The organism is Paenibacillus sp. CH40, from assembly GCF_024213605.1.
In the GTDB taxonomy this organism is placed as follows: Bacteria; Bacillota; Bacilli; order Paenibacillales; family Paenibacillaceae; genus Paenibacillus; species Paenibacillus polymyxa_B.
The window spans coordinates 178,257-192,801 of sequence record NZ_JANAVQ010000008.1 but is presented as its reverse complement, the minus strand read 5'-3'; the positions used below and the strand labels follow the sequence as shown (position 1 = coordinate 192,801).

At 47.3% G+C, this 14,545-nt stretch carries 15 protein-coding genes; 10 read left to right on the top strand and 5 right to left on the bottom strand.

What is annotated here, in order from left to right:
* Nucleotides 1-11 precede the first annotated feature (11 nt).
* The 8 genes from NLX73_RS20840 to NLX73_RS20805 all read left to right on the top strand — a co-directional run bounded on the left by NLX73_RS20840 (nt 12) and on the right by NLX73_RS20805 (nt 7,577).
* A complete protein-coding gene (locus NLX73_RS20840; RefSeq protein WP_254327221.1) occupies nt 12-1,094 on the top strand; it encodes an alkene reductase in 1,083 nt (360 codons plus the stop codon).
* Nucleotides 1,095-1,181: 87 nt separating this feature from the next.
* Nucleotides 1,182-2,204, top strand: coding sequence for an NADP-dependent oxidoreductase (locus tag NLX73_RS20835; protein ID WP_254327220.1), 1,023 nt, complete (start codon nt 1,182-1,184; stop codon nt 2,202-2,204).
* Between the two features lie 324 nt (nt 2,205-2,528).
* Nucleotides 2,529-3,206, top strand: a complete 678-nt coding sequence (locus tag NLX73_RS20830; protein ID WP_061832076.1) for a TetR/AcrR family transcriptional regulator — start codon at nt 2,529-2,531, stop codon at nt 3,204-3,206.
* A gap of 99 nt (nt 3,207-3,305) precedes the next feature.
* A complete protein-coding gene (locus NLX73_RS20825; protein ID WP_061832077.1) occupies nt 3,306-4,163 on the top strand; it encodes a substrate-binding periplasmic protein in 858 nt (285 codons plus the stop codon).
* 85 nt (nt 4,164-4,248) lie between these two features.
* Complete coding sequence (locus NLX73_RS20820) at nt 4,249-4,896, top strand: amino acid ABC transporter permease (protein ID WP_039272371.1); 648 nt, start codon at nt 4,249-4,251, stop codon at nt 4,894-4,896.
* Nucleotides 4,897-4,910: 14 nt separating this feature from the next.
* Nucleotides 4,911-5,660 carry an amino acid ABC transporter ATP-binding protein gene (locus NLX73_RS20815; RefSeq protein WP_302055497.1) on the top strand — a complete coding sequence of 250 codons (750 nt, stop codon included), beginning with the start codon at nt 4,911-4,913 and terminating at the stop codon, nt 5,658-5,660.
* Between the two features lie 54 nt (nt 5,661-5,714).
* Nucleotides 5,715-6,140 (top strand): OsmC family protein, encoded by a 426-nt coding sequence (locus NLX73_RS20810; RefSeq protein WP_023987060.1) that lies wholly within the window; start codon nt 5,715-5,717, stop codon nt 6,138-6,140.
* A 183-nt stretch (nt 6,141-6,323) separates the two neighbouring features.
* The gene (locus NLX73_RS20805; protein WP_254327219.1) at nt 6,324-7,577 is read left to right on the top strand and encodes a serine hydrolase; all 1,254 of its coding nucleotides are present in this window, start codon (nt 6,324-6,326) and stop codon (nt 7,575-7,577) included.
* Nucleotides 7,578-7,617: 40 nt separating this feature from the next.
* On the opposite strand, the gene NLX73_RS20800 is transcribed toward NLX73_RS20805, so the two are convergent.
* The 5 genes from NLX73_RS20800 to NLX73_RS20780 all read right to left on the bottom strand — a co-directional run bounded on the left by NLX73_RS20800 (nt 7,618) and on the right by NLX73_RS20780 (nt 13,169).
* Nucleotides 7,618-8,595 (bottom strand): FecCD family ABC transporter permease, encoded by a 978-nt coding sequence (locus tag NLX73_RS20800; protein ID WP_069291126.1) that lies wholly within the window; start codon nt 8,593-8,595, stop codon nt 7,618-7,620.
* Nucleotides 8,592-9,596: a FecCD family ABC transporter permease gene (locus NLX73_RS20795; RefSeq protein ID WP_254327218.1), complete on the bottom strand. Its 1,005-nt coding sequence runs from the start codon at nt 9,594-9,596 to the stop codon at nt 8,592-8,594. Before NLX73_RS20795 ends, NLX73_RS20800 begins: the two co-directional genes overlap by 4 nt.
* The gene (locus NLX73_RS20790; RefSeq protein WP_069291128.1) at nt 9,593-10,573 is read right to left on the bottom strand and encodes an ABC transporter substrate-binding protein; all 981 of its coding nucleotides are present in this window, start codon (nt 10,571-10,573) and stop codon (nt 9,593-9,595) included. The genes NLX73_RS20795 and NLX73_RS20790 overlap by 4 nt, the downstream gene beginning before the upstream one ends.
* 201 nt (nt 10,574-10,774) lie before the next feature.
* The gene (locus tag NLX73_RS20785) at nt 10,775-11,503 is read right to left on the bottom strand and encodes a response regulator (protein WP_023987065.1); all 729 of its coding nucleotides are present in this window, start codon (nt 11,501-11,503) and stop codon (nt 10,775-10,777) included.
* On the bottom strand, nt 11,496-13,169 hold the full coding sequence (locus tag NLX73_RS20780; RefSeq protein ID WP_254327217.1) for an ATP-binding protein: 1,674 nt from the start codon (nt 13,167-13,169) through the stop codon (nt 11,496-11,498). Before NLX73_RS20780 ends, NLX73_RS20785 begins: the two co-directional genes overlap by 8 nt.
* A 161-nt stretch (nt 13,170-13,330) precedes the next feature.
* Here NLX73_RS20780 and NLX73_RS20775 point away from each other — a divergent pair, with 161 nt between their 5' ends.
* A complete protein-coding gene (locus NLX73_RS20775) occupies nt 13,331-13,624 on the top strand; it encodes a putative quinol monooxygenase (protein WP_250259376.1) in 294 nt (97 codons plus the stop codon).
* A gap of 44 nt (nt 13,625-13,668) precedes the next feature.
* Nucleotides 13,669-14,493, top strand: coding sequence for an aldo/keto reductase (locus NLX73_RS20770; RefSeq protein WP_235307288.1), 825 nt, complete (start codon nt 13,669-13,671; stop codon nt 14,491-14,493).
* The last annotated feature ends 52 nt before the right edge of the window (nt 14,494-14,545 follow it).

Here is a 14,545-nt window from a genome sequence, read left to right as displayed (position 1 = left end):
GGGGTTTTAAAATGGAAAAACTGTGGAGCAAAACGAAAATTGGCAACCTGGAATTACCCCATCGGTTAGCGATGGCACCAATGACACGTAGTAGAGCACAAGAGGATGGTACGCCGGGAGAGCTAACTTCCCATTATTATGCTCAAAGAGCATCGATGGGTTTAATTATTACTGAAGGCACACAACCTTCTGATGATGGTCAAGGTTACTTAAGGTCACCGGGCATCTATACGGAAAAGCATATTGAAGGTTGGAAAAAGGTTACGGATGCGGTACATGAAGAAGGTAGATTTATATTTATCCAATTAATGCATGTCGGTCGTGTTTCGCACCCCGACAATACACCACATCATCGTCAACCCGTTGCACCATCTGCGATCGCACCCGGTGTAGAAATGTTTACGGCTAAAGGGATGCAGGAAATACCCGTTCCAAGAGAGTTAAGTGAAGAAAATATCCAGACGACAATTGCAGACTTCCGGAAAGCAGCAGCGGCAGCTATTAAAGCAGGAGCCGACGGCGTTGAAATTCATGGAGCAAATGGTTATCTGATTAATCAATTTATTGGGGAGAATTCTAATATACGATCGGATAAATACGGTGGATCGATAGAGAACCGTGCTCGCTTTGCAATTGAAGTAACGAAAGCAATCGTTGAAGAAATTGGAGCAGAACGAACAGGCTTCCGTATTTCGCCGGGAACACCTCTTAACGGAATTGATGAGGGCGAACACGGTCTTGAAGTTTATCTTCACCTTGTAAAAGAATTTGCTCAATATGATCTAGCTTACCTCCATGTTATGCATTTAGGGAACGAAACACTGCTCCGTGAAATTCGCAACATCTGGCCAAATCCATTATTAGTCAATAGAGCTGGACGGGCTCTAGAAGATCTTAGTGTAGATATTGATAATGGCCTTGCTGATATGGCACCAGTCGGGGTATGGTCATTAGCTAATCCGGACTTAGTTGAACGTCTTAAAGAAGGCTTTCCTTTGAATGAAGCAGATCGTAAAACGTTGTACTCTGGTAACGGAAGCGAGGGTTACACAGATTATCCTACGATGAAAGAACTTCAATCTCAACATCAGTAAAGAATAACATGGATATTGCTTTATGATGGCGTACAAGTTAAAGTACGCCATCAATTTTTCCAATAAACGAATGTGGAATTAAGATAAATGAGAAAAGGAGAATATGAAGAATTGAAAGCTGCGCAAATGCAAAAATATTCAAAACAAATCCAATTAGAGATAAACAATATAAAAATACCGGAAATCAATAACCATGAGGTTCTTATCAAAGTAAAAGCTGCAGGTGTAAATCCCTTAGACATTCTTATTTTAAATGGTAGTATTCGCATGATTGCCGATTATGACTTCCCTTTAACTTTAGGAAACGAACTATCCGGCGTTATTGAGGCTGTTGGAAAAGATGTTGTGAAATTCAAGGTTGGAGATCCCGTTTATACGAGGCTGCCAATAAATAAAATCGGAGCTTTTGCTGAGTATGCGGCAGTCCATGAGGGTGCGATTTCCGTTATGCCTAAAAATCTTTCTTTTATTGAGGCCGCCGCGGTACCCCTCACGGCTTTGACTGCATATCAAGCCTTGCATGATGTACTTCATGTTCAACCCGATAAAAAACTATTTATTTCTGGAGGAACCGGCGGCTTTGGTACGATGGCTATCCCGATTGCCAAATCGATGGGGTTATATGTGATTACGAGCGGCAGTGAAAGAGGGAGATCACGAACACTGTCCATCGGCGCTGATCAATTCATTAACTATAAAGAGGAAAATTATTTTGATTTGCTATCTAATATCGATTATGTTATCGATACATTGGGAGCAAAAGAAATTAAAACGGAACTTGCTATTCTCAAACCCCAAGGGAAATTGGTATCATTGAAGGCTTTACCCAATTACCGCTTTGCTGCTGAAAATAACTTTCCAATATGGAAAAGGCTATTGTTTGGTTTAGTAGGTGCTCGTTTAGATCGATTAGCAGTTAAACAGAATAAAGAATATCGCTTCTTATTCGTGTCCGCTAATGGCAGGCAATTACAAAAACTGACGAAACTAGTTGAGGATGAAGATATTAAGCCCGCTATAGATTCAGTTTATAATTTTGATGACATTAACATGGCATTAAATAAAGTTTCTACTGGCCACTCCGAAGGAAAAGTGATAGTAACCTTTTAAGGAGAGGATATATGAATTTTGGAAATACGCTCGAAAGGTGCCTTGGCATAACACCAATTCACGCTTCGTAGCATTTGGCTGATTACGCTAAAGGAGAACGTTAGTTTAATAAAACAGCAGTAGTCTAAGACTGCCGCTGTCTTTTTTGTTGGCGCCAGTCTAATACTTATTTTATGGGATCTGTCAGTTTTTAAAATTCAAAAGCCGCTTGGAGCAGCAAAAGTTTATTTTCTTCTGACACTTTTTTCTTTGACAAAAGTATACTTATCCTATAGGATTAAAAATACAAAACTGACTGACTGATCAATCGGGAGGAGGGAACCCATGCAGCCACGAAAGGCGAAGCAGTCCGAGACCGTCTCAAATGACCAACCTGCTGAGCACGCGGGGGAAGAAACAGACCGCAGAACACAGCTTCTTCACATTGCATTGAAGCGGTTCGCCGAGCAGGGTTACCATCAAACGAAGATTTCAGATATCGTGGTAGAGGCGGGAGTAGCCCAAGGCACGTTTTATTGGCATTTTAAAAGCAAAGAGGCACTGGCGCTGGAGATTATCGCTACCGGTCGTGAACAACTACTGTCAGCGATTGGACAGGGATATCGCCGTGATGCGGGAACGCTGGCTGATATGGTTAAGGCATCGGAGGCGCTGTTTGTTCGGTTATTTGATTTTGCATTGGAGAACCGCTATCTGATGGGTTTGCTGCTGATCGGTAGTGGTGTCGATGAACCGGTGCGCCAGAGTATCCGAGAGACAAGGGCCGCGATGGAGCTGGCATTCCGGCGCAATATGGAAAGAGCGATCGAGCTGAACATGTTGCCTGCTGAATTGGATGTCGAATTAAGGGCGGCACTACTCATGAGTATGATCGAAGGTGTCATTACACGCTGGCTATTCGGTTCAGAGGGAACATATGACCACATCACGCAGATAACTGCTAAAAGATTGGCAGCAGAGGCGGCTAATTTTGAGTTTTATGGACTATTAGGTCAAAGCTAGAGGGTCAACATCGCATGAATGGGTAGTTGGCAACAAATAATATAGCCAAATCACATATATGAACTCAATCATTTACATCCAGACAGGAGAGAAGGATACATGAAAACACGTAAAAAAGGGTTCTTGGTAACTACACTCATGGCTGTGGCATTGTTCAGCCTTGTGCTAAGCGCTTGCGGTACTAAGCCAGAAGCTTCTAATACTAGCAATGGAGCGGGTAGCAGTAATGTGGCAGCGAGTAACCAGCTCGAAGCAATCAAGAAGGCTGGTGTAATTAAGGTAGGCATGATGGGCACCTATCCGCCGTACAATTTCTTGAACGATAACAAGGAATTGGACGGATTTGATGTGGATATCGCCAAAGAATTGGCGAAGCGGATTGGAGTGAAACCAGAGTTCACGGCACAAGAATTCTCGGGACTGGTTCCAAGTTTGCAAAAGAAAAAATTCGATGCAGTGATTAGTCAGGTGACGATTACAGAGGATCGTAAGAAGGCTATTGACTTCACAGAGCCTTATATCACAAACAATGTAAACATTATCGTAAACAGCAAAACAAATGATATTACCAAGCTGGAGGACTTTAAAGGCAAAACCATTGGTGTCGGCTTGGGAACGAATGATGAATCTTATCTGCGGAATGAAGTACTGCCGAAGGTAGGCGATTTTGAGATTAAAACGTATGATGATGTCATTACTTCCTTAAAGGATCTAAACTCTGGTCGTATTGACGCAACAATCAACAATCTGTATGCTCTCAAGCCTATTATCGATAAAAACGGGTTCCAAATTAAAGCCGTAGGCGAGCCGATTAAATCGGATCAAGCGGGTGTAGCCATTAACCAGAAAACTCCTGAGCTCAAAGAAGCCTTGAACAAGGCTTTGAAGGAAATGAAGGAAGACGGCACTTACAAAACAATTTTCAAAAAATGGTTTGGCGAGGAGCCAAAAGAATAACGTAAGCCTGTTAGAGGCGTCTGGCTCCAGTCTTGGCTTTCATGCTGACATGGGGCCACTCGTCTGAAAGAAGGGAATATAACCAATGCTTGAATTAATGTGGGAGAACGTCCCTTTTTTATTAAAGGGTGCTTATTATACGCTATATATTACGATTGTCTCTATGTTTTTTGGCCTAATCATTGGTTTGATTGTTGCTGTGGCCCGGTTGAAGGGGAATCGACCTGTTCGATGGCTGGCGCGCATGTATGTATCGATCATTCGGGGGACGCCGGTTTTGGTGCAGATTGCGGTCATTTATTATGGACTGGATGATTATGGAATATCATTCGGATCGCTGACAGCTGCTTGTCTGGCACTTAGCATTAATACAGGGGCGTACTTATCGGAGACGTTCCGTGGAGCTATTTTAGCCGTACCCCAGGGACAGACCGAGGCAGCTTATGCAACGGGAATGTCGCCCGGTCAAACGATGTGGCGTATTATTCTTCCTCAGGCGGTACGGATCGCAATTGCACCGATGGGGAATACATTTGTAGGTATGCTTAAGGAAACGTCTCTGGTGTCGGTTATCGGGGTCAGTGAATTGATGCGGCAGGCACAGCTTTTACAGGCGCAGTATTTGCTTTACATGCCGTTTCTGCTCGAAATTGGCCTGATGTACTGGATTATGAGCATTGGATTCTCCGCTATACTGGAGCGGGTGGAAAAGCGTCTGGCTCGAGCTTATTAAGGTGGAGATGATAGATGATGATAACAACTAACGGATTAGGTAAACGATTCGGACAGGTAGAGGTTCTGAAAAGCATTGATTTTCAGGTTGCCGCTCGTGAAATCGTCGTATTACTCGGCCCGAGCGGTTCAGGTAAAAGTACCTTGCTGCGCTGCCTGAACGGTCTGGAAGAGCTGTCTTCCGGCAAGTTTGAGGTGAATGGGGTTGAGGTCGATGCTACGGCTCCCGTTCGTGTCCGCCAAGCAGCCATTCGTGAGATTCGCAAACAGACAGGGATGGTGTTCCAGCAATTCAATCTGTATCCGCACAAAACCGCAATCGGCAATGTCATTGAAGGACTGCTGACAGTAAAAAAAATGCCGCGCGACAAGGCTATGTCCATCGGACAACGGTTGTTGGAGCGGGTGGGGTTATCGGACAAGCAGGATGTACATCCTTCACGTCTGTCCGGTGGACAACAGCAACGAGTAGCCATTGCGCGTGCGCTGGCGATGGACCCAGCGATTATGCTGTTCGACGAGCCGACATCGGCGCTTGATCCCGAGCTGGTAGGGGAAGTGCTGGGTGTTATGCGAGAGCTGGCTCAAGACGGAATGACGATGGTCGTCGTTACTCATGAGATGAAATTTGCTCGCGAGGTGGCGGACAAGGTCGTATTTATGGCAGATGGTATCATTTTGGAGGAGGCAGCGCCACAGGCGTTTTTTGACACTCCCCAGCATGAGAGAACACAGAAATTTTTACGCCAAATCAGTGAATTTTAAAGTAAGATCGAGGATAAATCATAGATTATTAAGATGGAAAGAAGGACTTTGAACATGAAAGTATCTACAACTTGGCACGGCAAACGCGCGTTTACTTCGGAGGGACCATCCGGTTATTCTGTAGGGATGGATGCTACGGCGGCTTATGGCGGTGATGGTAAAGGGATGACACCCATGGAACTGCTGTTGGCAGGTCTGGCAGGATGTATGGGTATCGATATCACAATGATTTTGGATCGTTTCTTGTCGGACATTACTCGCATTGATATTGACGCAGAAGGTACGCGCAAGGAAGAAATGCCGACAGGCTTTACAGCGATTGATCTGACATTCCACGTAGATGGAGATATTCCAGATTACCGCGTATGGAAAGCGATTCAGATGGGGAAGGAAAAATATTGTGCGGTATCCGACTCCTTAAAAGCGGAAATTCGGATGCACCTCATATTGAATGGAACCGAAGTACCCTATCCAGCATAAGTGTTAAAGGATAGTGAAAGAGAGTCAGCCTGTGTTATATACAGGAGGCTCTCTTTTTTATGTTATTTGAAAATATGACACGTAATGAAACTTTTTGTACTGTGTTTTCGTTTAAAATAGAAATTGAAATATAAAAATGGGAAAATAAACCTGTGTGTGAAGTGCATACGGGGGGAGGTAATAGTGAAACGAAAGCGCCTTATCGTGGTAGCAACTAGTTTGGCTACAGTACTCATCGTTATGGGTGTAGCGGCAGGCTTACTATCTTTCATGCAGAATCAAGTGGCTAATCCCCCGAATACCGTCCGGCCCACATCTGCGATTGCAGCTGACGTTAAGGAAGAAACGAAGGAACAGGATGCTGCCCGCCGTTTACTTCATTTTGTGGAAGCGAATGCAGAAAAAGTTTCGATTACGATTCTGAGAGATGGAAAAAAGCTGGCAGGCCAAGAAGAAAATCGGATGATGCCTTTGGCGAGCACCGTCAAAACAATCATTGCGATCGAATATGCCAAGCAAGCGATGGTGGGGAAGATTAACCCGGACGGGAGAGTGAAGCTGATTTCGCTGGAAAGGTTTTATTTGCCGGGTTTGGATGGGGGTGCTCATACGGCGTGGCTACAGAATATGGAGGCTAAAGGGCGGATACAGAATGAAACTGTATCTGTACGAGACGTCGCCAAGGGGATGATTCAATTCAGTTCCAACGCCAATGCGGAGTATTTAATGGACAAACTGGGGGTGGATGCGATCAATCGGACGAGAGCCAAAATGGGGCTGCAAAATCATGATCCCATTTATCCGTTTGTATCCTCCATTTTGATTCCCTACGAATGGATGAAGGAGAGACAAGGTGAGAATTGGAATAATACAAAGAATAATATTTCTGTTAAAGAAGCCATTCAGGCGATGTCTGATACGGAATTTCGCCGATATGCCCGCGTGATTCATAACAAGCTGCGCCGTGACGTGAGTGGTTCTTACAAGAGAAACGCAGATATTACGACTTGGTATGATCAGGATTATGATCGTATCAATACGGATCGCTTTATAGCTTCAACGACAGCCGATTATGCCTCTTTAATGAGTAAGCTCAATCGCCGTCAAGGGTTCACAAAAGCTGAGCAAAAGTTATTGTCCGAGGTGTTGGAGGAACCATTTATGGTTCTTCCTGAAAACCAGCAATCTCTGAAACATACTGGGCAAAAAGGTGGCTCCACGGCTTATGTTTTGACACTGGCCATGTATGCGACAGATAAGGAAGGGCATACGACAGAGCTAGCTGTCTTTTTTAACGATTTGGACCCAAGCACAAATGCCAGCTTTCCCGAAATGATAAATGATTTTAAAAAGAGGCTACTGCATGATGAATCGTTTAGAAAAGAAGTTAATCGGCGTATCGGTGTACAGGTAGCGCTGCTAAACGCTAGGGTATAGTACTGCGTTTAGCTGCGCTGCGCAATTTCTTATCCTCATCCTATCCGCTGTCTTTTTGTTTGCGTTCCCGCAGCAATAGATACAGAAAATATGGCGCGCCAATGACGGCTGTCACGATGCCAGCGGGAATTTCGAGCGGCGGCTTCAGACCTCGTCCCAGCGCGTCAGCAAGGACGAGAATCAGGGCGCCGATCATCGCCGAACCGGGCAATAGATAGCGGTGGCGATTGCCAAATAACCGCCGTGCCAGATGCGGTGCCAGCAGTCCAATAAATCCGATGGAGCCGATGGCAGCGACACAGGAGGCAGCCAAGGCGACTGACACGGCTAGCAGTCCTGTACGCACACGCTTCACGCTAAGTCCCAGCCCAGCGGAGCTTTCCTCATCTAGGCTCATAATGTCCAGCTTGCGCTGTAGTGTATAGGCGAGAGGCAGCAACACGATTAACCACGGCAGTAGCCCATACACTTCGTCCCAGCCTTTGCCCCACAGACTTCCAGCTAGCCAAGTGAGCGTGTCGCTGGCTTCGAGTGGATACTTGACCAGTATATAATCGGTCGCAGCCTGAAAAATAGCGCCCACCGCCAGTCCGGTCAAGGCTAGCATATTGGGACGCATGCCTCCCTTCATCGAAAGCTGTACGAGCAACAGTGCAGCTAGCCCAGCCCCGACAAAGGCGGCTACAGGCAGCAGTGCCACTGGGGATGAGGGAAGCAGCACGATGACGAGAACCGCCGCAAAGCCGGCCCCCTTGGATACACCTACCACATCTGGCGAGGCTAGCGGGTTGCGGATCATGCCTTGCAGCAGAACACCGGCTACTGCCAGCCCAGCTCCGGCCATGATGGCCAGCAGACCGCGTGGCAGCCGATAATGATGAACGATGAACCAGGAAGAGGCACTCCGGTCTGTCAGAGCCTTGATCAGCTCAGAGGGCGTAATGTAGGTGCTGCCCACGCCTATAGCTATAAAAGCAACACCCAGCATGAGCGCGAGTAAAATCCACAGTTTTTTCATCGTGAAGCCCTCCCGTTCTTATGCGCCAGATATAAAAAGAAGGGCGCACCCACCAGCGCGGTTACAATGCCAACGGGTGATTCATAAGGAAATGCAATAAATCGTCCAAGCATGTCTGCATATGTCAGCAGCAGAGCTCCGCAGATTGCAGACAGGGGAATGACCCGTTTGTAATTGTCGCCTGTAAACATCTTGATGATATTCGGTACCATCAGGCCCACAAAGCCGATGGACCCGGCTACCGCTATGGCAGAGCCTGCCAGCATAATCACTGAGGCCGAGGCCAGTAGACGGACAAGACGTACGTTTTGTCCCAATCCCTGTGCGACCTCCGTCCCGAGGCTCAGCACAGATAGCGAGGGGGCCAGCGCCAGCGCAAGAATCATACCCACGGCGAACCATGGTAGCACCAGACGCGTGTCGGCCCAAGTGGACCCGTCGATGGCTCCGGCGAGCCAATACAGCACATCAGATATTTGCTCGTTGAACACGAGCAGTCCTTGGGTGATGGAGGCCAGCAACAGATGCACGGCCATCCCGGCAAGGGCCAGCTTGACCGGCGTCATGCCCGCCGTTCCGGCCAGCGCGTATACGAAGGAGCCGCCTGCGATGGCCCCGGCAAAAGCAAAATAAATGCTGCCGGACGATCCGATATTCGGCAGCAGCACGATGGACAGCACGACAGCCAGCGAAGCGCCTGAGCTGACCCCGAATACCTGCGGCGAAGCCAGCGGGTTGCGTGTGATGGCCTGCATCAGGGCTCCAGCCACGGCAAGCCCGGCCCCGACGATTAGGCCAATAACGGCACGCGGTAGGCGTACCGTCAAGACAATGAGCTGATCCTTAGACGGATGCTCAGTGAACAGCGCAGTCAGCATGGTGGGGATGTCCATCCTGACTGGGCCAATCGCCACGCTAAGCAGCAATCCAGCCAGCAACGCAGCGATAAGTGCAAAGAAGACCGGCTTATTCAGCCGGTCGCGTGAGGCTTGTCCGATCAACGGGAGCCGTCTCCTTTACTTTGCGCGGGATACAGAAGCGAAATGGCTTGCTCCAGTATTTTTTCGGCTGAGCCGAGTCCACGGTACCGGGTCCACAGTGCCCGGTTTACTTCGTAAACTTCCCCTTTTTTGACGGCCGTAATGTTTTGCCAAAGCGGGTTTTGCTTCCATTCCGCAATCAGCTTCTCATCGGCTTCCACCAAAAAGATCACATCAGGATCCGCTTGTGAAATTTGCTCCAGCGTCAGCTTGACGGTAGGCTCGCTTGTATTTTGAAGGGCATTGTGGATACCCGCTTGCTCCAGTAGTTGTCCATCAAAGGATGAAGCGCCGTGAGCCGATAGTGAATCAGAACGGAATACCCCTAGCAATACGCTGCGTGGCTCACCAGCTTTGATGCCTTCTTTCAACTTTTCCATTGTAGCTTTATGCGTAGCGAGAATTTGCTCGCCTTTTTCCTTCTCACCCAACGCATCGGCGATGACACCGAAGGATGCCAAGTTTTGTTCATAGGAGGAATTGCGGCTCTTTAGAACAATGGTCGGAGCAATCTCACTAAGTTCTTTGTATATGCTTTTATGACGATTCAGATCAGCAATAATCAAATCCGGCTTCAAGGAGCTGATCGTTTCCAGGTTTGGCTGTTTGCGTGTGCCTACTGGTGTGAAGTCGATTTTCTTGCCGAGCAGCCCATCAATATCATCGTCATTTTCCTGAGCTATACCGACAGGAGTTACGCCCAGTTGGGTTGTGGCATCGACAAAAGAGAATTCCAGGGTTACGATTCTTTTGGGTGTACCTGTAACTTTGGTTTCTCCCATCTCATGTTTAATGATTCGAGTGTCGCCTGTTGCTTGAGGTGCTACTGCGCTGTTATCTTGTGACTGGCTTCCACATCCCGCCATAATGACCGTCAGTAGTGCCAGGACCGCTGCAAGCAGCATACCTGTGCGCAGTGGTTGTTTCGGTGTTGCCATATGTTATCCCCCGTTCCAGTATGATTATCAGAGAAACTGATAATCATTATCAATCAACTAACTGTTGATCATTCTAGCAATCGGGAAGGAGGACGTAAATAATGTGGTTATTTAAACCGTTTTGATCGATTAAGTGAATTAAATTCAATAAAATTATGAATAGGAGGAGGGGGAAGTACCAGGACATCAGAGTTGGATGGTTTATGCATCCCTCCGCTGTCGGCGATAGATACGCTCCGGTCTGCCGACGGTTCCGTACACCTGATCGTGGTGCGCGTCGCCACTTTCCACTAAATACTCCAGATACCTTCTGGCTGTAGAACGGCTCATACCCAGCTCGATTCCCACTGTACCTGTAGTCACCTCACCCCGTCGATTCAGGAGATCTAGCACTTTGTCGCAAGTTACTTTATCGATGCCTTTGGCCCATAGTTCTCCGACTCCGTTCCCCGCCATCCGACCGGTGCCCGCGCTTTGAAGCAAACTGTCAATTTCAGATTGCTCGACTGTGGATTGTTCCTCTTGCCATGTTGTGATTTGTCGCCGAAACCGGGCATATTCCTCCAAGGTCGCACGCAATCTCTCGAATATAAGCGGCTTTACGATAAAATCAAACACGCCTGCTCGAACGGCTTGTACCACTGTTTCAGCTTCTTTGGCGGCAGTCAGCATAATAACATCTGTACCCGGATAGTGTTGCTTGATGAACGATAGCAGGGTTAGACCATCCGTATCAGGAAAATAAACATCCAGCACGACTAGAGGAGGACGGAGCACGTCCAGTTGAAGTTTTGCCTCAAATTCGTTCGTCGCGATTGCACATACGGTGAACCCGTCCACCTTTTCAATAAATCGGCGGTTAATCTCCGCAATTCGCGGATCGTCTTCAATAATAAGAACCTCAATGTCCGATAAAACCCGCTCATTCATGGGCATAACCTCCTTTTGCATCATTACTCGTATCTGTTCTATGTAAAGGAATGTATACCTCAAAAATACTTCCTCCACCAGGACGTTTGTGCACTTCTATAGAGCCGCCCATTCGTTCAGTGTACTCCAGCACGAGAGCAAGGCCATATCCATGTCCTGCTTTTGCTTTGGTCGAAGCTCCTCTGACAAACAACTTTTCTTGGATATCGTCCGAAATTCCCGATCCGTTATCCGCAACTTCGACGATGATGGCTTCAGTCGTTTCTTCAAGCCGAAACCAGACCTGTCCGTCAGAGATGGAGGACATCGCAACAGCTTCCATGGCATTGTCCAGCAGGTTTCCGGCTATGGAAGCGAGAAAGGACCACTCCAACGTAGGGGACTGGGTTGAGAATGCTCCTTTAATATCAGAATGGAGTAAAACCCCTTTTTCCAGCGCCTGTTTCTTCTTACCGATCAGTAGGCTGGCGATAATTGAATCGGGCAGGAGAGCTGTGGCAATCGGCCTGTGTACACGATATTCCTCAGATTCCTGGGTGATAAAGTCCACCGCTTCGTCATAACACTCCAACTGAATCAGGCCGGATATGAGATACAGCCGATTGGCGTATTCGTGTGTTTGTGATCGCAGTACTTCCGCGTAATCTTTGACCTCTGTCAACTGTTGTGTCATGTGGAGCAGTTCGGTCTTGTCACGCAGACTGGCAACCGTGCCCATGATGCGACCGGAACGATCCTGGATCGGCACACGGCTGACGACTACAATTCGCTGCTGGACCTCAATTTCCTTATTCCATATGTCCTGTCCCTGATCTGGCCCCATCGTTGAATGCTCTACTGTGTAATCGGCAACAAGCATATCAATCAGTACATCCGGAACACCTGTCAAGTGACGAAGGTCGCATCCGTAGATAGAGGTTTCCGGCGGGAGTCCGATCAAGCGAGCTGCCTGTGGATTGGCAAGTGTGATTTGTCCGTTACTATTAACCGCGATAATCCCTTCGCCGATGGACTCAATAATAGCTTGCTTTTCCTGGTACAGCCGTCCGATCTCCACTGGCTCCAGTCCATGCAGTGCGCGGCGTACCCGTTGCGCTATAACCAGGCTTCCCAATATGCCGATCATCAGCGCGCCCACCATAAACCAGAGCCATGCATATGTGTATGTACGAATATTTTGCTGCACATCTGTCATTAAAAAACCTACAGAGACGAGCCCGATGGCCTTACCTTGCGTATCATAAACGGCTGTTTTGGCGCGTATTGACGGTCCGAGAGAGCCCGTCGATTCAGTGATAAAGGACTGCCCTTGCAGTACCTTATCATTCATGGGGTCAATCATAGGCGTGCCGATGCGCTCCGGGTTTACATGCCACTGCCGGATGAGATGACGATCAGCAATAGTAATAAAATCAGCGCCGCTGCTGGCTTGGACAGGTTTTATGACCTCGTTGATACGCGAACGCAATTGCGTCGTCTCAGTCTGCTCCAGAGCGTCTCTGACCTGCGCATCTACGGCGAGGGTATTGGCGACGGTGAGCGCCCTTTCTCCGATTTCATCATATAGAGCGGAGGTAATCATATATCGAAAGGATAATCCCAACAGCCCGGTAACTACCAGTACTAAAAGGGATATAAATACCATTAGTTTTGTCTGAAAACGCACATGCCTTCACCGCCGTTAAACAAAATATAGGAGGAACGGATCTGCTGATCTTCTCCCCCATACGATCTATTTTACTGTATTACAGAAACGCCCGCACTTTTATTCTTTCGAAAGAATGGTCTATAATAGAAATAGTTACATAATACGAGGAGGAACATAAAATGATTATTATTCATGCCGATATGAAAGTTTTACCTGAAAAAAGAGAGGCTTTTTTGCAACAAACCGAAGGGCTGATCAGCGCATCCCAAGCTGAAGAAGGCAATGTACGCTACACGTTAATGCAGGATCTGAATGATCCCAACGCATTTACGATGGTTGAAGAGTGGAAAGATGCTGCTGCTGTAGATTTCCATAATAATTCTGCCCATTTCCAGGCATTTGTTGCCGCGGCTAAAGAATTGTTGGCTGCTCCGCTTCAAGTGAATGCTTTTCAGGATGCAACTAAACTGTAATCATCCCGTTGGATACTTCATAATCAGGAACAGGAGGAATAGACATGGGGAACATTGCGGATACAACTGTACTGAATAACGGAGTTCAGATGCCTTGGCTCGGTTTTGGTACTTACAAGGCGGAAGGCAATGAGGTCTACGAAGCGGTCAAAACAGCTATTGAGGTCGGTTACCGTCACATTGATACAGCGGCGATCTACGGTAACGAGGAACTGGTTGGACAAGCCATTCGTGATAGTGGGACGTCTAGAGAAAATCTGTTTGTAACCACCAAGCTATGGAATCAGGATCAGGGCTACGATTCAACACTGCGCGCCTTTGAGGAAAGCCGTAAGCGGCTGGGTCTGGATATTATTGATCTGTATCTCATTCATTGGCCTGGCAAGGATAAGTACAAGGAAACCTGGAAGGCATTCGAACGACTGTATGAAGAAGGAAGCGTACGCGCTATCGGAGTTAGTAACTTCCAAGTTCACCATCTCGAAGACCTCCTCAAAGACAGCAACATGGTTCCTGTCATCAACCAAGTGGAGCTTCACCCTCGTCTGACTCAACAAGAACTGCATCAATACTGCCGGGAGCACCAGATTCAGCTTGAATCGTGGAGTCCACTGATGAAGGGGAAATTAACCGAGCAAGCGGACATCGTTGAGATTGCTGCCAAATACGGTAAAACCTCTTCGCAGGTTATTTTGCGTTGGCATCTGGATCGGGGGATTGTGACGATTCCCAAATCTGTAACCCCGCATCGTATTCGCGAAAATGCTGATTTATTCGACTTTGAATTGACGGCTGAGGATATTGAACGAATCAATGGTCTTCATCTGGATGAGCGTGTAGGCACGCATCCCGATAAGCTGCTGTTCTAATATTAAAGATTAAATGTACAAAGAACCTCCTATTCTACGTTAATCGTGGATG